Here is an 18,684-nt window from a genome sequence, read left to right on the forward strand (position 1 = left end):
TCGTGGCTTCGCTGAACGATCGCTCGGGCGCGCCCGCCACCGACGCTGCCGCAGCGCTCCTCGCCGGGCTCGTCTCCCGGGGCGTTCGCCACGTCGTGGTCAGTCCCGGTTCGCGGTCGCAGGCGCTGGCCCTGGTCGCCGCTGAACTGGAGCGCGCGGGTCTCATCCACCTCCACGTGCGCATCGACGAGCGCGTCGCCGGCTTCACCGCCCTCGGCATCGGGCGTGAGACGGGCACACCGGCAGTGGTGGTGTGCACGTCGGGGACCGCCGTCGCGAATCTCCTGCCCGCCGCCCTGGAGGCCCACCACGCGGGTGTGCCCCTGCTGCTGCTCACGGCCGATCGTCCCCCCGAGCTCCGCGGAGTCGGCGCCAATCAGACGACCCGCCAGCCCGGGCTGTTCCGCTCGGCGGCGCGGTTCGAGGCCGACCTGGCCGTTCCCGAGGCGATCGACGTCGATGGCGCCGGTGAGCAGACCGCCGCCCTCGATGCGGTGGCGGGCGAAGCGCTCGCCGCGTCGCTCGGCGAGGGCATGCGCGCGGCCGGGCCCGCGCACGTCAACGTGCCCTTCCGCGAGCCCCTCGCGGGCGCCGTACCGACGTGGCTCGCGGAGCGGGCGGCATCCCGTGCCGTCGAGACGGCCCCCGATACCAGCGAGGACGCGTCCGGCGCGCTCTACCAGGGAGGAGGGGGGATCGGCATCGCCGACGTCGCCCCCGATCCCGAGGCCGCGCATCGCATCGAGACCGGCCCGCGCACGATCGTCGTCGCGGGAGCTGATGCAGGCCCTGCGGCGGAACAGTTCGCCCACGCGGGCGGTTTCCCCCTCGTCGCCGAGATCGTCAGCGGTGCGCGCTTCGGTCGTCAGATCGTGCACGGCTACCGCGCGCTGCTGCGCGAACCGGCGCTGGGCGGCCGGATCGAGCGCGTCGTGCTGTTCGGGCGTCCGACGCTCAGTCGCGAGGTCGCCCTGCTGCTCGGGCGCGACGATGTCGAGGTTCTCGCCGTGCGCGGACCCGGCGAGCCCGTCAACCTCAACGGCACGACCGTCGCGGTCGACGCCGTCCGGGTGACGGGAGAGGCGGATCGCACGTGGCTGGGGGAGTGGATGCGCGCGTCGCGCGACGCGGCTGTCGATCTGTCGCCACGCGCCCCCGATGCCGAGGGCCTGGCATCCGCCGTTCCGCACGAACGGCTCGGGGCGATCAGCGCCGAGGTGGAGGTGATGCGTGCGCCGCTGGACCGCGCCGCCCTCGTCGATGCGCTCTGGCGTGCCACCTGGCCCCACGACCGTCTCGTCTTCGGCTCGTCGCGGCTCGTGCGCGTCGCCGACGAACTACTCGGCGGCAAGAAGGTGGCCGTGCACGCCAACCGCGGCCTGGCGGGCATCGACGGCACGATCGCGACGGCGACCGGGGTGGCGCTGTCGAGCCAAGTCGATGAGCGCCCGGGCGTCACGCGTCTGCTGCTGGGCGACCTGGCGTTCCTGCACGACATGGGCGCGCTGCTGCTTCCCCCCGGCGAGGCCGAGCCGCGGCTGCAGGTCGTCGTCGGCAACGACGGCGGCGGCACGATCTTCGACGGTCTCGAGGTGGCGGGGATCGCCGGTGCCGACGCGATGGCGCGGGTGCAGTACACCCCGCACACCGCGCGGCTGGAGCAGCTCGCGCTCGCGTTCGGCTGGGAGTACCACCGCTGCACCACCCGGGTCGCGCTCGACCAGGTACTCACGGCTCCGACGGGTGGGCGTCAGCTCATCGAGGTCCCCCTGCCGCGCTGATCCCGCCCGTCAACGGGGTGGTGCGCAACCCGGATGCCGCGGCACGATGTCGGGATGAGCGCGAGCAGCAGATGGTCCACCCCCGCCGCCGAGGCACTCCGGGTCGAGCCGGGTTTCCGATTGGCTGACATCGACCCGCGGTCGACGCCCGGGTACGACGGCGACAAGGCTGCCGGCAAAGCCGACCTCGATGCGGGCCGCGAGCCGCTGGAGGATCTGCAGGAGCGTCTCTTCGCCCAGAGCGTCGCGGGCACGGCGACGGGATCGGTGCTGTTGGTGCTGCAGGCGATGGACACCGCCGGCAAGGGCGGGATCGTTCGACACGTCGTGGGTGCGGTGGATCCGCAGGGCGTCGAGCTCGCCTCGTTCAACAAGCCCACCGCCGACGAGCTGGCGCACGACTTCCTGTGGCGCATCGAGAAGCGCCTGCCGGATGCCGGGCGCCTCGGCGTCTTCGACCGCTCTCACTACGAAGACGTGCTCATCGGAAGGGTGCGCTCCCTCGCCCCGGCCGATGAGATCGAACGCCGGTACGGCGCCATCGTGACCTTCGAGGCGCAGGCGGCCGAGATGGGCATCCGCGTGGTCAAGGTCATGCTGCACATCTCGAAGGACGAGCAGCGCGAGCGTCTCGCCGAGCGCCTCGACCGCCCCGAGAAGCACTGGAAGTACAACCCCGGCGACGTCGACGAGCGTCAGCGGTGGGACGACTACATGGAGGCATACCAGGTCGCCATCGAGCGCACATCGACGCCGGTCGCGCCCTGGCACGTCGTGCCCGCCGACCGTAAGTGGTACGCGCGCCTCGCGGTGCAGCAGCTGCTCATCGGCGCCCTCGCCCACATCGATCCGCGGTGGCCGGCGGCCGACTACGACGTCGAGGAGGAGAAGCGCCGGCTCGCGGCATCCTGATCTCCTGCGTCGATCCGGACCGTGACTAGGCGAGCGCCTCCACGATGGGGCGGAACTTCACGCGCGTTTCGAGCAGTTCCGACTCGGGGACGCTCTCGGACACGATTCCCGCCCCCGCGTAGGCGGTGATCGGCGCCGTCGGCGACGACGGGGCCCCGCGGTCGATCTGCGCACACCGCAGGGCGATGGCCCATTCGCCGTCGCCCGAGGCGCTCGTCCAGCCGACGGCGCCGGCGTACCGCCCGCGATCGAACGGCTCGAGCCGGCGGATGACCTCGATCGCCGCAGCCGTCGGGGTCCCGGCGACAGCGGCCGTCGGGTGAAGCACCGACAGCAGATCGAGTGACGACGCGTCGGCGCTCAGAACCCCCTCGACGTCGGTCGCGAGGTGCCAGACGTTGGGGAGCTTGAGGGTGAAGGGTTGGTCTTCGGCGGCCAGCGACGACGTGTGCGGGCCGAGGGCCTTCAACACGCTCTGCACGGCGAAGCGGTGCTCGTCCTGGTCTTTCGTGCTCCGACTGAGACCGATGGATGCCGCGACATCGGCGTCGGCGTCTCCGCCGCGAGCCACGGTACCGGCGAGCACTCGCGCGGTGACCGTGCCGCCCGAGACGGTCACCAGCGTCTCGGGGCTCGCGCCGATGAGGCCGTCGACGGCGAACACCCAGCAGTCGGGGTAGCCCTCGAGAAGCGAGCGCACCAGGCGACGCAGGTCGGAGCCGGCGGGGACGGTGCCGACGATGTCGCGGGCGAGCACCACCTTGGCCACCTCGCGGGCGCCGATGGCCTCGATGGCCTGGCGGACGGCATCCTGGTACTTCTCGGCCGTCTGCAGGCCGGGGCCGAGAGTCGCCGACCAATGCGGTCCGAAGGGGGAGCGGGGCGGCAGCTCGGGCTCGGGTTCGTCGGGGGTGTCGTCGAACGCGAGGCGGGTGACCCACGCACGTCCGCTGTGGCGGCCCACGATCATGCCCGGGACGCGCAGCACGTTCTCGCGCTCGGACCGCGGGTCGAAGACGAAGGATCCGAAGGCCACGAGACCGGTTCCGGGCAGCTGCACGGGGTCGTCGACCTCGGCGGCCGCGGCGATCGCCCGCCAGCGCTCCGAGATCGTGGCATCACCCGGGCGTTCGCCCGTGTAGCGCAGCGTCAGCAGATCGCCGAAGGCCGCGAGCGACTCACCTCGACGACTCCAGAACAGGGGGTCGTAGGAGGTCGTGTAGGCCAGCACGTCATCCATCGGAGGCAGTTCGCGTGTGACCACGCGCAGGCGCGGCACGACGTCATCCGCGGGTTCGAGCACGATTTCAGCGTAGACCCGTCGCGTTCGCCGAGGCCGCGCGCCGATCCACGACACAACGGAGGTCCCTCGACGCAGGCAGGGTCGACCCGGCGGTTCCGATCGGGTTCTGCTGCGCTGAATCGCGGGGCGGGTCGCGGAGACCGGTGCCGATACCCGATTTAGACTCCGAACCATGGATCCCCGACCCGCCCCCGGCACCCGCCTGCTGTTCGAGTGGCGCAAATGGGACGGCTCGCCGCACTGGGTGCAGGACAGCGTCTACCTCGGTTCCGACGAATGGGGCGAGTGGTTCGGCCAGCAGGTGGGGTGGCGCAGTGCCCGGCCGGGAGCTGCCTTCGTGTGCCGCCAGCCCAACGTCACACTCGTGCCGGCGAGCGGTGACTGGGCTTTCACGCACAACGCGTCTCCCCATCCCGTCGCCGTCTACATCGACCTGGCGTGGGACGTCCGCTGGCACGACGACGGCGTTCCCCGCGGCATCGACATGGACCTCGACGTCGTGCGCCGCACCGACGGGCGCGGTACGTGGATCGACGACCGCGACGAGTGGGACGAGCACCGCGTGCGCTACGGCTACCCTCTCGACATCGTCGACCACCTTGATGCCGTGGCCACCGACCTCGAGCGACGGGTGCGCGCGCACGAGGCACCGTTCTCCGACGCGATCACCGGTCCCTGGCTGGAGCGCCTCGCGGCTCTCGCAAGCCCCGGCGACCGCCCCGTCGCCCCGGCCTAGACTCGACGGGTGAGCAGCGACCCCAACCGCGCCGACCTCGGCAAAGACCCGCAGCGCGTCAGCGGCATGTTCGACCAGGTCGCCGCCGCCTACGACCGCACCAACTCGGTTCTCAGCCTCGGCAACGACCGGCTGTGGCGCGTCGCGACCCTGCGGGCGGTAGCTCCGAAGAAGGGCGAGCGGATCCTCGACCTGGCCGCCGGTACCGGCACCTCCTCGATGGCGTTCGTGCCGAGCGGGGCCCACGTCGTCGCCGCCGACTTCTCGCGCGGCATGATCGCCGAGGGGCGTCGTCGTCACGGTGACGTGCCCAACCTCGAGTTCGTGCAGGCGGATGCCACCGACCTCCCCTTCCGCGACGGCGAGTTCGACGCGGTGACGATGTCGTTCGGCCTGCGCAACGTCAACGACCCGCGCCGGGCTCTGCGGGAGCTGCGCCGCGTGACCCGACCCGGCGGCCGCATCGTGGTGTGCGAGTTCTCGCACCCGCCGTCCCCCGTCTTCAGCGGCCTCTACCGGTTCTACAACGGCCGTGTGCTGCCGATCGTCGCGAAGGCCGTGAGCAGCAACGCCGAGGCCTACGACTACCTGAACGAGTCGATCCGCGACTGGCCCGATCAGCCGACGCTGGCCCGCTGGATGCGCGACTCGGGATGGGATGACGTGGAGTACCGCAACCTCTCGTTCGGCATCGTGGCATTGCACCGCGGCATCCGTCCCGCGGAGTGATTCCGGCCCCCGGCCCGACGCCTTCTCCCCAGCGGAGCGCTGTCAACCGTCGAGATACCCGCGGCTGCCCTTCGGCGCGCCAGGCTAGGCTGACAGCGTGACCCCGAGACCGCCCGCGGCCGGCTCCCGCCTGTCCGGCAAGCTGGGCCTGAGTGACCGCATCTTCGCAGGCCTCCGCTCGCGCACCCTTCTCGCCACCGTCGAGGCGGGGCTGGCGCTCGTCGAGACCGAGCTCGAGGGCGAGGTGCGAAGCGCCGACAAGCTCGCCGACGTCACCGCGCGTTACCTGTACGAGGCCGGCGGCAAGCGGGTACGGCCGATGCTGGCCATCCTCACCGCCCAGCTCGGCCAGGGAACCACACGCGAGGTCGTCGAGGTCGCCACGGCGCTGGAGCTCACGCACCTCGGCTCGCTGTACCACGACGACGTCATGGACGGTGCCGACAAGCGCCGCGGTGTGCCGAGCGCGCAGACGGTGTGGGGCAACAACATCGCCATCCTCACCGGCGACCTGCTCTTCGCCCGCGCGAGTCAACTGATGGCCCGCCGAGGCGAGCGCGCGATCCAGCTGCAGGCCGACACCTTCGAGCGTCTCGTGCTGGGCCAGATGCACGAGACCGTGGGTCCGCAGGACGGCGACGAGCCCGTCGACTACTACCTCAAGGTGCTGGCCGACAAGACCGGCTCGCTCATCGCCGCCGCGGCTCAGTCGGGCGTCATCTACTCGGGCGCGCCCGAGGAGTACGAGCAGCCCATGGTCGTCTTCGGCGAGAAGGCCGGTGTCGCCTTCCAGTTGCTCGACGACGTGATCGACCTGTCGCCCGACCCGTCCGAGACGGGGAAGGTGCCCGGCACCGATCTGCGGGCGGGGGTGCCGACCATGCCCTACCTGCTGCTCGGGCACCGATCCGACGCGGCATCCGCAGACCTGCGAGCCCGCATCGACGAGGGGCAGGAACGCATCGCCGACGGCGCCGACCCCGCGATCCTCGACGCGGCTCTGGCGGAGTTGCGCGACCACGAGACGACGCACGAGACCCTTCGTCTCGCGCATCAGTGGTCGCAGGACGCGATCGACGCCCTCGCACCGCTGCCCGACGGCGCCGTGCGCGAGGCGCTGACGCGCTTCGCCCGGGCCGTGGCCGACCGCTCGGCCTGACCACATTTCCACCCCCCCGATCCCGATCGAGAGGACCCCATGACGAAGCTGCGCCTCGCCATCGTCGGAGCCGGCCCCGCCGGTATCTACGCCGCTGACATCCTGCTGAAAGCCGAGCGTCAGTTCGACGTCTCGATCGACCTGTTCGAGCAGCTTCCGGCGCCCTACGGCCTGGTCCGTTACGGTGTCGCCCCCGACCACCCGCGCATCAAGGGCGTCGTCACGGCGCTTCGCGAAGTGCTTGACCGTGGCGACATCCGCCTGTTCGGCAACGTGCGGTTCGGCGAGGACATCACCCTCGACGACCTCAAGCAGCACTACAACGCCGTCATCTTCTCGACCGGCGCGATCCGCGACGCCGACCTCGACATCCCCGGCATCGACGCGCACGGTTCGTACGGCGCGGCCGACTTCGTCAGCTGGTTCGACGGTCACCCCGACGTGCCGCGCGAGTGGCCACTGGAAGCCGAGTCGGTCGCGATCATCGGCAACGGAAACGTCGCCCTCGACATCACGCGCATGCTCGCCAAGCACGCCGACGACCTGCTTCCCACCGAAGTGCCCGACAACGTCTATCAGGGCCTCAAGGCCTCGCCCGTCACCGACGTGCACGTGTTCGGTCGCCGCGGCCCGGCGCACGTGAAGTTCACCCCGCTCGAGCTCCGCGAGCTCGGCGAGCTGCGCGACGTCGACATGGTCGTCTACGACGAGGACTTCGACTACGACGAGGCCTCGAAGGCCGCCGTCGAGACGAACAAGCAGGTCAAGGTCATCGACCGTGTGCTGCAGCAGTGGCGCACGCGCCCGGGCGCGAACGGTGCCGGGGGAGACGCATCGCGCCGCCTGCACCTGCACTTCTGGGCGAAGCCGCTCGAGGTCGTGAAAGACGCCGAGGGGCGGGTCGCCGCCTTGCGTTACGAGCGCACGCGACCGGACGCCGAGGGCGGCGTCGTCGGCACGGGCGAGATCCGCGAGGTGCCCATCCAGGCGATCTACCGCGCGGTCGGCTACTTCGGTTCGCCGCTGAAGGACGTTCCCTTCGACGAGCGCCACGGCGTCATCCCGAACCACGAGGGCCAGGTGCTCTCGGCCGACTCGAACTCGCGCGTGCCCGGTATCTACGCCACCGGGTGGATCAAGCGCGGGCCCGTCGGCCTCATCGGGCACACCAAGTCGGATGCCATGGAGACCGTGCGTCACGTCATCAACGACCAGAGCGAGTGGTGGCGACCCGCCCACCCCGACGAGGAGGCCATCCCGGCTCTTCTCGCGGAGCGGGGCGTGCGCTGGACCGACCTCGGCGGCTGGCACCGCCTCGACGAGCACGAGGTGGCCCTCGGTGCCCCGCACGAGCGCGCGCGCATCAAGGTCGTGCCCCGCGACGAGATGATCGCGATCTCGCGCGGCGAGTGATCGACTGATCCCGAACCGCCCCGTCCGACCGACGGGGCGGTTCTGCGTCTACAGGCGTGGAACGCGCGGGGTATTGCGCGGGGCCGCGAGCCGGGCGCAACTCCGGAGTTCTCGCTCCTCATCCCGCCGATACGCGGGCCGTTGTGGCCGGCGCGGCGGAATGTTCCGGAGTTGCGCACGCAAGTGCGGCGTCGACCGTGTTCGTACGCGAGTCGCGGGCGCGGACCGGTCTCGACGGTCGCCGGCTGCCGGGCCGAACTCCGGAAAAGCCGTAGGTCCTCGCGGGATCCGGGCAGAACCGCCCCGATGCGCGCGCATTCTCCGGAGTTCTGCACGCGTGGTGAGGCGGGAGTCGCTTCGGCGGGCCCCAACGCGGCGACGGAGAGTCGACATGACGTCGGCCCTCCGTCGCGCGAGCACCGTCAGTCGGCGCGGTCGGCCACCGCGAACTTCTCCGAGAGCTCCCCGTCATTCACCGCGGCGGCCGTGACGCTCTTGCGCCCCGCGTACACGTCGCGGTCGATGTCGTCGGTGCCGTTCGCGACCAGCATGGCGACCATCGTGTCGCCGTTGACGTTGAGGAAGGTGCGGAAGATGCCGGTGAACCAGTCGACCGCGATGAGGAGTCCGACCGCCTCGAGCGGCAGGCCGAGCGAAGTGGCGAGGAAGGTCGCGGCGACGGCGAAGCCGCCCGGGACGGTGATGGTGCCCATATTGAGCATGATCGCCAGCGCCATGCCGAGGATGATCTGCCCGGGCGTCAGCTCCACGCGCCCGGCCTGGGCGAGGAAGAGGATCACGATCGTGTAGTTCAGCACCGCGCCGTAGGAGCCCATGGTCAGGCCCACCGACAGGGTGAAGTTCGCCACACGCTGGCTGATCCCGACCTTCTCGACGGCGTTCTTCAGCACGGTGGGGAAGGTCACGGCCGAGCTCGTCGTCGTGACGGCGATGACCGTCTGCTCGGCGAGCTTGCCGGGGAGGGCCGCCGGGTTGAGGCGGGTGCGCACCGCGACGACGACGACGAACAGCGCCGTCACGATGAGCACACCGGCGAGGGTCGACCCGAGGTAGGCCAGGGCCGTGGTGACCACCGCGAAGCCGACGTCGCCGGCGAGGGCGGCGAGGAGGCAGAACACGCCGATCGGCGCGATGCGCATGACCAGGCGGATCATGCCGAGGATGATCTGCTGCAGCTGGTCGAGCAGGGTGACGACGAGCCGGTTGCCGGTCGTGCGGACATAGCCGTTGAGCGCGAGCCCGAACAGGAGCGAGAAGACGATGATGGGCAGCATGCTCGCGGTCGACATCGCGCTGAAGATGTTGGTCGACACGAAGCCGAGCACTGTCTCCTGCCAACCGGTGGGCTGGGCGGCCTCCTGCAGTGCGGGATCGATCGCGCCGGAGTAGTCGATGCCCGCGCCCGGGCGTACAAGGGTCGCGAGCGCCCAGCCGACGATCGCGGCGACGACCGAGAAGCCGATCATCCACGCGAACGTGCGTCCGGCGAGGCGTCCCATCCCCGAGCCGGTCATGGAGCCCGTGGCCACGATCACCGAGGCCATCACGAGGGGCACGATCGCCATCTGGATGAGGCGGATGAACAGGTCGCCGACGAACTTGAGGTTCGCGGCCCACTCTCCGGTGGCGAGGCCGAAGACGATGCCCAGCACCGCCGCGAGGGCGATCAGGCTCGCCGGGTGGCGGAGAATCCGCCAGGTCGTCGCGAGACCGCGGCCACCGCTCGTGCTGTCGTCGTTGGTCATGGTCGCTCCTCCACAGATGGCCCCTGGTCGGTCCAATTGTGGGATGTCGGCGTTTCGCGCACCCGTTTCCTGTGTTTCGGGACCGTTACGGTCTGACCAATTCGGATGCCGTGAGAGAACGCGCCTGAAAGGATGGGTGCGGGAGGGTCGATGAGCGATCACGCGACGCTGGCGCCGCTGGAGCGGCACGGCGGATCGGTGCACGAGGAGATCGTGGCGCGGCTGCGCGCCCTGATCCTGGCGGGGGTGTTGAAACCCGGGGACAGGCTGGCGACCGAACGCGAGCTCGCCGAGCAACTGATCGTCTCCCGGTCGGCCGTGCGCGAGGCGCTGCTGCGACTGGAGTCGGCCGGCCTCGTCGAACGACGTCAGGGCAGTGGCACCCGGGTGAGCGCTCGGGTACCGATCTCCACCGCGCTGGCCTCGTGGCGCGACGACGATCCGACGTCGATCGCGGCGGCATCCGAGTTCCGAACCGTCGTTGAGCCGCAGATCGCCCGTCTCGCCGCGACCCGCATCGACGCCGCGGAGCTCGACGCCCTCGCGGCGGTCGTGGCCGAGTCGAGCACCGTCCTCGACGGCGAGCGTTCGGTGCAGCTCGACATCGCGTTCCACGCCGGCGTCGCATCGGCCACGCGCAACCCGCTGCTCGCCTCGCTGAGCGAGCTCACGGTGTCGTGGACGCTCGAGGCGCGGCTCTTCTCGCACGTCGCCGCCGGGGGTCGCCGCCTCTCGCACGAGGGGCACGCCCGCATCCTGCGCGCCCTGCGGGCGGCGAACCCGGATGCCGCGGAGGCGGCCATGCGCGTGCACCTCGACGAGATCGCCGACCTCGCGCAGCACCTCCGCGACTGAGTCTGGGGCGGCAGGGCTCCGTTCGGGGTTGAGGTTCGGGTCCGTAGCCGGAGCGGAGGGCTAGCGTGGACGAGAGCGAAGGAGCCCCATGATCCCCACCGACGCGTCCGCCACCGACCGCTACCGGGCCGCGCGCGACGAGCTGCTCGCCGCGCGCACCGATCCCGACCGGGCCGCGAGGTTCACCTGGCCGCGGTTCGAGGGGCCCTTCAACTGGGCGATCGACTGGTTCGATCCGATGGCGCGCGGCAACGACGCGACCGCATTGATCGTCGTCGACGACGACGGCACCCATCACCAGCGCACCTTCGACGAGCTCGCACGTCGCTCCGACCAGGTCGCCGCGTGGTTGGCATCCCAGGGTGTGCGCCGCGGTGAGACGGTGCTGCTCATGCTCGCCAACCAGGTGGAGCTGTGGGAGGCGATGCTCGCGATCATGAAGCTCGGTGGCGTGATCGCCCCGACCACCACCGCGCTCGGTACCACCGACCTCGGTGACCGCATCGAACGGGCGGCGATCCGGCACGTCATCGTCGGCGCCGGGGATGCCGAGAAGTTCGACGATCTGCCAGAGGGACTCGGCCGGATCGTCGTGGGGGGAGAGCACTCGGGCTGGGCGACCTACGACGACGCTTTCGAGATGGATGCCGAGCCCGCCCGGCATCCGGGAACCACCGCCGACGACCGCCTCCTCCTGTATTTCACCTCGGGCACCACGTCGAAGCCGAAGCTCGTCGAGCACACGCACGCGTCGTACCCGGTGGGCCACCTCAGCACGATGTACTGGCTGGGGCTTCAGCCCGGCGACGTGCACCTCGCCATCAGCTCACCCGGGTGGGCGAAGCACGCGTGGAGTCTGTTCTTCGCGCCGTGGATCGCGGGGGCGACCGTGCTCGCGCTGAACTACTCGCGATTCTCCGCGGAACGGCTGTTGGCTGAACTCGAAGCCGACCGCGTGACGACCTTCTGCGCGCCGCCGACGGTGTGGCGCATGCTGATCCAGGCCGATCTGACCGGTCGGCGCGGAGCGCTTCGCGAGGTGGTCTCGGCGGGGGAGCCGCTGAACCCCGAGGTGATCGCGACGGTGCAGCGGGCGTGGGGCCTCGACATCCGCGACGGGTACGGGCAGACCGAGATGACCGCGGTGGTCGCGAACACTCCCGGGGCGTCGCTCGTTCCGGGCTCGATGGGTCGGCCGCTGCCGGGCTGTCCGGTGGTGCTCGTCGACCCCGTCTCCGGCGAGTTCGCCGACGAGGGTGAGATCTGCCTCGACCTCACCGATCGTCCGCTCAATCTCATGACCGGCTACGTCGGCGACGCCGCCCGCAACGCCGAGGCGTTCGCCGACGGGCTCTTCCACACCGGCGACGTCGCCCGTCGTGATGAGACCGGGAGCATCACCTACATCGGACGCACCGACGACGTCTTCAAAGCCTCGGACTACAAGATCAGCCCCTTCGAGCTCGAGAGCGTTCTCATCGAGCACCCCGCGGTGGTCGAGGCGGCGGTCGTTCCCGCCCCCGACGAGCTGCGGCTCGCCGTGCCCAAGGCGTACATCGTGCTGGCCGGTGGACGGGAAGCGGGCGAGGAGATCGCGCTCGACATCCTGCGCTTCGCGCGCGAGCGGCTCGCGCCGTACCAGCGGGTACGCCGCGTGGAGTTCTTCGAGCTGCCCAAGACGATCTCGGGCAAGATCCGCCGCGTCGAACTGCGCCAGCGCGAAGAGGCCGTCGCGCGCGGCGAAATCACGTGTGTGGAATGGACGGATGCCGCGCTGCGCGGAGCCGAGGCATGATCCCGTACGGAGACGAGATCCTCGATCCGGGGCCGTTCTTCCACGGGTCGAGGGCAGCGCTGCGCGTCGGCGACCTCTTGACGCCCGGCTTCCGCTCGAACTATCGGCCCGAGATCGTGATGAATCACATCTACTTCACCGCCCTCCTCGACGGAGCGGGCCTCGCAGCCGAGATCATCACGGGTGACGGGCCGCCGCGCGTCTACGAGGTCGAGCCGACGGGGCCGTTCGAGAACGACCCCAACGTCACCGACAAGAAGTTCCCGGGCAACCCGACGCGGTCCTTCCGTTCTGTCATGCCGCTCCGGATCGTCGCGGAGCGCGACGACTGGACCAGGCTCACCCCCGAGGCGCTCGCCGCATGGCGGGAGAGGCTGACGGAGATGCGTGACGAGAACGCCGAGATCATCAACTGACGTCCGGTCAGACCGGCTCGGTCGTGCGGATCAGTCCGCAGTTCACGCACGACCACGCCACGAGGAAACGCTCGTCGTCGAGGATCTCGAAGCGCAGCGGGTCACCGCACGTCGGGCAGGCGAGCGGGTCGACCGGTCGGCTCATCGCGCGAACGTGACGTGGACGACGCCGCTCTCCGCCACTTCGGACGTGACGGTGAAGCGCTCGTCGAGGCCACGAAGGTCGTCCCACAGTCGGCCCCCGCGACCGAGGATGACGGGTCGGACGGCGACGTGAAGCCGGTCGACGAGGTCGGCTTCCAGTGCGGAACGGACGGTGGACAGCCCGCCGCCCACCCGGACGTCGGCGCCGCCGGCGAGCTCGTGCGCCCGGGTCACGGCATCCGTGATGCTCTCGGACGAGAACTCGAAGCGCGTGCCGTTGGCGAAGGCGATCGGCTCGCGCTGGCGATGGGTGAGCACGATGACGGGTACCTGGAACGGCGGCTCGTCGCCCCACCATCCGCGCCAGTCGGTGTCGTCGGGGAAGGAGTGCAGGCCGAACATCGCCGCGCCCATGACCTCGGCGCCGACATTGTCGAAGTACGCCGCCGCGTAACGGTCGTCGACGCCGGTCGTGCCGGCGCCGGAGGTGTCGCCGAAGACCCGCTCGCGGGAGGTCTTCGTCGCCATGTAGTCGGCGACGATCCGACCCCAGTCCTCGCCCATCGGGTTCTCGGGGGTGGGGTCGGCGGGCATCGCCACCCCGTCGAGCGAGATGTTCAGATCGACGCGGACAGCCACGGCATCCTCCCGCCGTCGCTCAGCGGTAGTTCGTGAATCGTTAGCAAACAATAGTGGGTAATAGTTGGAACTAGTATTTGCCGCCGCACCTGGCATTTATCCACTAGTGGATAGTAGCGGGTAATAGTGGGTGTGAATAGGTTTTGCGGACTCTGTGCGGACTCGTCCGGGCGTGTTGGCGGGTAGCTACGATTCGGAGCATGGTGGGGGAGGAGCTGGGCGTGTCCGGTCAAGGTGAGGGTATCCGGGCCGTGGCTGTTCTCGCCCGTGCGTGATCTGCTCAGCTGCTCGTCAAGGACGAACCGGTGAAGGTCAACGACCACTCGCTCGACGGATTGACTGGCCGACCGAGCTGCTACTCGCCACCTGACCTCAATGACCATCCGGCACGGTCAGTTCACTGGCCAGCATGTCGCCGCGCAACCACGCGAACAGCTGGTCCGAGCCCCCAGTAGCGACACGCAACGACACCATCATGTGGACGATCTGTTCTCGCGCGACCGCGTCGACGAGCTCAGCCGCGTAATCGGCGACAGCGCCTTCGCCGCTTCGCAATGTGGAAGAGAACCGGATCCGAGCCCTGTTTACTTCCAGGCGGTCGGCCCAACGCTCCATCTGAGTCGCGGCAATCAGAGCTTCACTGAAGGTCACGAGCGCGTCGTAGCGACGGTCGACGGCAGCGGCACGCGCCTGGGCCGCGCTTCGACGCGACTCGCGCCAGCTCTCGCCGAAGAGCGCGCCGATCGCGCCGATGGCTGCGACGAGAACCGTGCCCGACGTAGAGATCAGCGCGACGAGCGCCGTGGTGTTGTCCATGCCGCCGAGCGTACCGACCGCCCCGAAGGGAGACGCCCGTGCCTGTCCTCGATGCTCGAGAACGTCCCGCGGGCCGCGCGTATGCACTCGTTACTCGTCGGGCGACAAGGCATCTCGGCATCCGCGTGCGAGGGCGAGCTGAGTCAGATCCTCGATGGACGGCCCACCCCGACGCCACGCGCGTTCGGCGGCTTCCTGAGCGGTCAGGCCATCGAGGATAAGGCCCTGCTCGTGCACAATACGAGCGACCTCAGCGAGAGCTCGCTCCCGGGCGCCGGTCACAAGGGACATATTGCTCTGCTGGAGCGTCTGTGGCGAGTGTCCGGGTGGTGTGTCGGCGGTGGCGCGTAGCCTCCGTGGCATGTCCCGGCCGCTGCACCCCGACGTGAAGCTCGGCATCCACCTGTCGGCGATCTGCTCCCGCAACCGGTACACGCGCGACCCGGGCCCGGTGATCGCCGAGCTGCTCCAGGTGGCCGGCGACCGGGGTGACGTGCTCGCGTTCGAGGCGGGACGGTGGGCGGGGTATTACGACGACGAGCACACCGCTGTCCTGGTGGCCGCGATCATCGAGGGCATCCCGGGCGCCGCGGACTGGGCACCGGTGGGGCGAGCGAAGCGCTCAGCGCCCGCGCACGGCACCACCGGCTTCGGGCCCGCGTACGTTCCGCCGAAGCCGCGGTGATTTCTATGCTGGGGCGGCGATCGCCGCACTCGAAGTGCCAGGTCTGGGCCAGGTCGTCGTGCTCGTCAACGAGCGAGACCTACCCGCGGCCGGCATGACCATGCCGTGGCTCAGTGGAGCATGGAAGGACGACGGTATGCCCGTCGAAGAAAAAGAGCTACGCCTCGTCCACGCGTATCTGCGCGCCCGTGGGCTCGCAAACTGCTGACCATCCGAAGGAACCCTGCCGCACGACCGCCAGGCGAGTAACCTGTCTCGCATGCGGCAAGCGGCGTTCTGGCTCGGACTACTCGTCCTGGGATGCTTCAACGTGTCTTGGGCGTGGGTAGCTCCGTCGCCGGCGGGGGCTGCTCTCCTGCTGGTGGGGCTGGCAATGGCGGCGTTGGCAATGTGGAACTTGAGTGTTCTAGCTCGCGAAGAACGGTCCGAGCGGTCTCGTCAGCGACCTGCTGCGCGTCCTCGATACTGATCCCCGAGTCCATAGTCGACAGCCACACGATCAGGGCGAGCAAGATGCTCACCCAGGTGCCGATGTTGCCGACGGCGGGGTCACGTAAATGTTCGATGATTGTCTTACCGTGCGGCACGTTCTGTTCGACAGTGCGCTCAAGGACGTGCGCGACACGGGCTTCATCGACGTTTCCTGCGCGCATCTGCTCTTGCGCCCACCGCGCCGACTGGTTTAGCTTCTGGCGCTGCTTCGCGTTCATCCGTATAACGAAGTCTGTTTCGGACGGCGAAGCGCTCAGGATCTCTACCGACTTGTCGTCGACTTTGAACTCGCCCTCCATCAGGTGAGCAGTTCCTCCACAGAACGGGCAAGGCTCCGTGTTATTGCTCAGGTTCATGGTCACGTTGAAGTCGCCCTCGAACCGGATTGAGCGAGAGACCCACTCCTGGTGACAGTTGCGACATCTCGCGTAGACAGGCATGAGGGGGATGCTATCCGCGCGACTCGCGGACCGTCCACCACGAACCTCGAACGACGAAACGCCCCCGGCGTCCGCCTCGATGTGAGGGGACGCCGGCGGCGTTCGCTCTGTGGCCGTTCCGCGCCGTGGGCTTTACCGGATCTGGTGTGGAGCCAGGAAGAGGCCGCGGTGCGTTCACCTCTTTGGAGGACGCCCCGCATTCCGGTGCTTGAGGTCCTCTCGAGCGCGGAGTTGACGTGCCTGCTCCTCGTGCGCCTCGAAAACTTCAGCACGGCCATTAGTGAGACCTTGGACGTAAACAGCCTCCAGGATCTCCATTAGGCGCACGCCGTGGTAGAGATCCAGCTCGCCGGACACTTCGTCGATCGCCCTCCCCACTTTGGCGCTGGCGTACACCGGGACTACCCCAAATCCCGGCAAGTTCACATCGTGCCGCTTAGCTCCAACCATGACGGTCCCCTCTTCTCTCTCGGCTGACGGTAGCGGTTATCCTCAGGACGCGTTGAGGGGCACGCTGGGGATGGGAACGAAGGCATTGATGATCGAGGCGCGCGCGCGATAACCAGCGGGTTCGCAACTCACGAGGCCGAGTCTCTCCAGCGCGTTCATGTCGCGGGCAATCATTCGTTCTTCATGGCCCGCGTACTGCTCAGCGAGCGTGGGTGAGAGGCGCCGGATGTCCTTCTTCGCGACGAGGCCATTCATTGGCAAGGAGAGAACGAGTTCTCGTCGTCTGTCCTTTGTTTTCCCGGACGCCTCCTTGTGCATCGTTTCGTGCACGTAATTCTGCCAGGCGACTCGCATCTGGCTCGCACGAACTGTTTCGATCTGCTCGCGCAGCATGTCAACGTAACCCTCGACCGCGTACTCAACGAACTCGCCGACCTTGCCCTCACGAGACGTGCTGGCCAGGCGGGCGTAGTAACGAGACCTTGTGCGATTGTAGTGATCCGAGAGCAGGTTGCTGGCAACCCAAGGAACCACCCGCGAGTGGGAGAGAATGGCTACTTCCAGGAGCCGAGCTGTGCGGCCGTTGCCGTCGCCGAACGGGTGGATCCAGGCTGTGTAGAGGTGACCAAGTACGGCGCCAAACACCGCGTTGTAGAAGCGAATGTCATCGGCGAGGTTATGGTCCTGTGATGGTCGGATGAAGGTTTCGTTCAGCCAGGAGCACATCCTCTCGACGAGATGCTCAAGGTCCGCCGGCGGAGCGCCTCGGTAGACGCTACCCACGGTGAGACCCTCTTTGGTGTACTGGCCGGGGACGACATGGTCATCGACCTCGAGTTGATCAAGGATCTTCGCATTCTGGGCTTGCAGCCACTCGGGCGTGAGCTCGAAGCTCTCACCGCGCTGACCGGAGTGGTCGATCGCGTCTAGAGCGCTCGTGACGTTCCTGATTTCCTGGGCCAAGTACTCCTGCGACGGCGGGAGCTTCTCCCCCTCGTGGATAACGCGATTGGCCTCGGCCTCGGAGAGAGTGTTCCCTTCGATCGCAGCGGTTGCCAAAGCGCCTTTGGTGAGTAGAACAGAGGCAAGCTCGTTCGCCAACGCGGGCTGTAGCGGGATCCCGGCCAGATGCTGATTCTTCGAAAATGCCTCACCGAGCTTCGCCCAGATGCGACTCTGCTCCACGCGAAATTGGAAGCTGATCCAGGGATGCGTCTCTTCGTATCTGCGAGCCATCATCCCATCATAGAGATAACTTGGCCTCATTTTGGCGAACCAGGTGGCAGTTCGCTTGGCGCGAAGCGTGGAAGATGGGATTGTGGCTTCTCGGCCTCCGTCAACGCACGTCAAGCCGTCCCAAGGTCACTGAGCTAGTCTGCGCTGAGCGCCTCACGTGGGGCCTCGCTGTCGGACCTGATCTCTGCACTACTACTCGATCTTGACGGCGCGGCCGAGACCGAGCTTGAGCACGGCGGCGCCCAACGCTTCGACCAGACGTGACCGTCGATCCAGCACCGGGAGGGTCTGACCGTCGACGGTCACCCATCGGAGTTCGTCGCCGTCTGTCACCCTGGCGTGGTTGCGGTGGTCGAGGCCGACGACGGCGTACAGATCGCTCTGGCCCCACACCTCTGGAGTTGGAAGCCCAGCGCCGTCGAACACCTGGCGGATGGTGCGGACGACTCCGTTGTGGGCGTCGACGGCGTCCAGGAACGAGCCGAGCGCGGTCGCGATGGTCGACGCGGCGGCGTCGAGATCGGCCACGCCGGCGGCGATGCGCGCCGCCTCTGCCTTCGCCTCGACCTGAGCGTCACGACGAGCCTCCGCGGCACGTGCCTCCGCGCGCTGTGCACGTCCACGGGCGACGAGTCCCGACAGCGTGACTCGCTCGCGGGCCTCGGCGATCTCTGCCGGGGTGACGGGATGTCCGTCGATGGCCGCCTGCTCCAGCTCGTGAAGTTGTTCGACGGCGGTCTCTTCGTCGAGGTCCTGCACCTCTGCCTGTTCGCTCATTCAGTGTCCTTTCGGTCGTTCGGCTCGCGGCGGTCGCGGCGTTCGGCTCGGAGCCGGTCGATGTCGGTCTGTTCTCGCTGTCCGCGTCTCGCGCGGATCTGGTCGATTGTGTCGGCTGGCAGTGCGTCGTCAGTCATGTT

20 protein-coding genes are annotated in these 18,684 nt (G+C 68.8%); 11 read left to right on the forward strand and 9 right to left on the reverse strand.

The genetic code is table 11. The features are described from left to right. Positions 1–2: 2 nt before the first annotated feature. Together menD and ASF76_RS07990 are read left to right on the forward strand one after the other, a co-directional pair. Complete coding sequence (gene menD / locus ASF76_RS07985) at positions 3–1,781, forward strand: 2-succinyl-5-enolpyruvyl-6-hydroxy-3-cyclohexene-1-carboxylic-acid synthase (protein WP_156459181.1); 1,779 nt, start codon at positions 3–5, stop codon at positions 1,779–1,781. 54 nt (positions 1,782–1,835) lie between these two features. Further along, on the forward strand, positions 1,836–2,693 hold the full coding sequence (locus tag ASF76_RS07990; protein ID WP_055955777.1) for a PPK2 family polyphosphate kinase: 858 nt from the start codon (positions 1,836–1,838) through the stop codon (positions 2,691–2,693). A gap of 25 nt (positions 2,694–2,718) precedes the next feature. On the opposite strand, the gene ASF76_RS07995 is transcribed toward ASF76_RS07990, so the two are convergent. Further along, positions 2,719–3,933: an isochorismate synthase gene (locus ASF76_RS07995; RefSeq protein WP_055957129.1), complete on the reverse strand. Its 1,215-nt coding sequence runs from the start codon at positions 3,931–3,933 to the stop codon at positions 2,719–2,721. Between the two features lie 235 nt (positions 3,934–4,168). Here ASF76_RS07995 and ASF76_RS08000 point away from each other — a divergent pair, with 235 nt between their 5' ends. From ASF76_RS08000 to ASF76_RS08015, 4 genes are all read left to right on the forward strand, one after another. Further along, entirely contained in the window at positions 4,169–4,732 is a 564-nt protein-coding gene (locus ASF76_RS08000; RefSeq protein ID WP_055955780.1) for a DUF402 domain-containing protein, read from the forward strand. A gap of 66 nt (positions 4,733–4,798) precedes the next feature. After that, positions 4,799–5,461 (forward strand): class I SAM-dependent methyltransferase, encoded by a 663-nt coding sequence (locus ASF76_RS08005; protein WP_235561287.1) that lies wholly within the window; start codon positions 4,799–4,801, stop codon positions 5,459–5,461. Between the two features lie 97 nt (positions 5,462–5,558). Further along, positions 5,559–6,620, forward strand: a complete 1,062-nt coding sequence (locus ASF76_RS08010) for a polyprenyl synthetase family protein (RefSeq protein ID WP_055955787.1) — start codon at positions 5,559–5,561, stop codon at positions 6,618–6,620. A gap of 39 nt (positions 6,621–6,659) precedes the next feature. Continuing rightward, positions 6,660–8,033, forward strand: a complete 1,374-nt coding sequence (locus tag ASF76_RS08015; protein WP_055955791.1) for an FAD-dependent oxidoreductase — start codon at positions 6,660–6,662, stop codon at positions 8,031–8,033. Between the two features lie 422 nt (positions 8,034–8,455). On the opposite strand, the gene ASF76_RS08020 is transcribed toward ASF76_RS08015, so the two are convergent. Next, complete coding sequence (locus tag ASF76_RS08020; protein WP_055955794.1) at positions 8,456–9,799, reverse strand: dicarboxylate/amino acid:cation symporter; 1,344 nt, start codon at positions 9,797–9,799, stop codon at positions 8,456–8,458. 150 nt (positions 9,800–9,949) lie between these two features. Here ASF76_RS08020 and ASF76_RS08025 point away from each other — a divergent pair, with 150 nt between their 5' ends. The 3 genes from ASF76_RS08025 (at position 9,950) to arr (ending at position 12,865) form a co-directional block, all read left to right on the forward strand. Next, positions 9,950–10,654 (forward strand): FadR/GntR family transcriptional regulator, encoded by a 705-nt coding sequence (locus tag ASF76_RS08025; protein WP_055955798.1) that lies wholly within the window; start codon positions 9,950–9,952, stop codon positions 10,652–10,654. Positions 10,655–10,742: 88 nt separating this feature from the next. Further along, a complete protein-coding gene (locus tag ASF76_RS08030; RefSeq protein ID WP_055955801.1) occupies positions 10,743–12,449 on the forward strand; it encodes an AMP-binding protein in 1,707 nt (568 codons plus the stop codon). Next, a complete protein-coding gene (arr, locus tag ASF76_RS08035; RefSeq protein WP_055955804.1) occupies positions 12,446–12,865 on the forward strand; it encodes an NAD(+)--rifampin ADP-ribosyltransferase in 420 nt (139 codons plus the stop codon). The genes ASF76_RS08030 and arr overlap by 4 nt, the downstream gene beginning before the upstream one ends. Positions 12,866–12,872: 7 nt before the next feature. On the opposite strand, the gene ASF76_RS17325 is transcribed toward arr, so the two are convergent. The 3 genes from ASF76_RS17325 to ASF76_RS08045 all read right to left on the reverse strand — a co-directional run bounded on the left by ASF76_RS17325 (position 12,873) and on the right by ASF76_RS08045 (position 14,464). Further along, complete coding sequence (locus ASF76_RS17325; protein ID WP_200936098.1) at positions 12,873–13,010, reverse strand: hypothetical protein; 138 nt, start codon at positions 13,008–13,010, stop codon at positions 12,873–12,875. Continuing rightward, complete coding sequence (locus tag ASF76_RS08040) at positions 13,007–13,648, reverse strand: dihydrofolate reductase family protein (RefSeq protein ID WP_082484933.1); 642 nt, start codon at positions 13,646–13,648, stop codon at positions 13,007–13,009. The genes ASF76_RS17325 and ASF76_RS08040 overlap by 4 nt, the downstream gene beginning before the upstream one ends. Before the next feature lie 372 nt (positions 13,649–14,020). Further along, the gene (locus ASF76_RS08045; RefSeq protein ID WP_156459182.1) at positions 14,021–14,464 is read right to left on the reverse strand and encodes a hypothetical protein; all 444 of its coding nucleotides are present in this window, start codon (positions 14,462–14,464) and stop codon (positions 14,021–14,023) included. 51 nt (positions 14,465–14,515) lie between these two features. On the opposite strand from ASF76_RS08045, the gene ASF76_RS08050 reads away from it, so the two are divergent. Then, positions 14,516–14,815 carry a hypothetical protein gene (locus ASF76_RS08050; RefSeq protein ID WP_235561263.1) on the forward strand — a complete coding sequence of 100 codons (300 nt, stop codon included), beginning with the start codon at positions 14,516–14,518 and terminating at the stop codon, positions 14,813–14,815. A gap of 10 nt (positions 14,816–14,825) precedes the next feature. Next, on the forward strand, positions 14,826–15,149 hold the full coding sequence (locus tag ASF76_RS08055) for a hypothetical protein (protein WP_156459183.1): 324 nt from the start codon (positions 14,826–14,828) through the stop codon (positions 15,147–15,149). A gap of 305 nt (positions 15,150–15,454) precedes the next feature. Here ASF76_RS08055 and ASF76_RS08060 read toward each other — a convergent pair whose 3' ends face one another. The 4 genes from ASF76_RS08060 to ASF76_RS17440 all read right to left on the reverse strand — a co-directional run bounded on the left by ASF76_RS08060 (position 15,455) and on the right by ASF76_RS17440 (position 18,681). Beyond that, entirely contained in the window at positions 15,455–16,081 is a 627-nt protein-coding gene (locus tag ASF76_RS08060; protein ID WP_156459184.1) for a hypothetical protein, read from the reverse strand. 492 nt (positions 16,082–16,573) lie between these two features. Continuing rightward, a complete protein-coding gene (locus ASF76_RS08065; RefSeq protein ID WP_055955823.1) occupies positions 16,574–17,770 on the reverse strand; it encodes a Fic family protein in 1,197 nt (398 codons plus the stop codon). 189 nt (positions 17,771–17,959) lie between these two features. Then, on the reverse strand, positions 17,960–18,544 hold the full coding sequence (locus ASF76_RS08070; protein ID WP_055955826.1) for a hypothetical protein: 585 nt from the start codon (positions 18,542–18,544) through the stop codon (positions 17,960–17,962). Continuing rightward, positions 18,541–18,681 carry a hypothetical protein gene (locus tag ASF76_RS17440; protein WP_235561265.1) on the reverse strand — a complete coding sequence of 47 codons (141 nt, stop codon included), beginning with the start codon at positions 18,679–18,681 and terminating at the stop codon, positions 18,541–18,543. The genes ASF76_RS08070 and ASF76_RS17440 overlap by 4 nt, the downstream gene beginning before the upstream one ends. Positions 18,682–18,684: the final 3 nt, after the last annotated feature.

This window comes from Microbacterium sp. Leaf151, assembly GCF_001424225.1.
Taxonomy (GTDB): Bacteria; Actinomycetota; Actinomycetes; order Actinomycetales; family Microbacteriaceae; genus Microbacterium.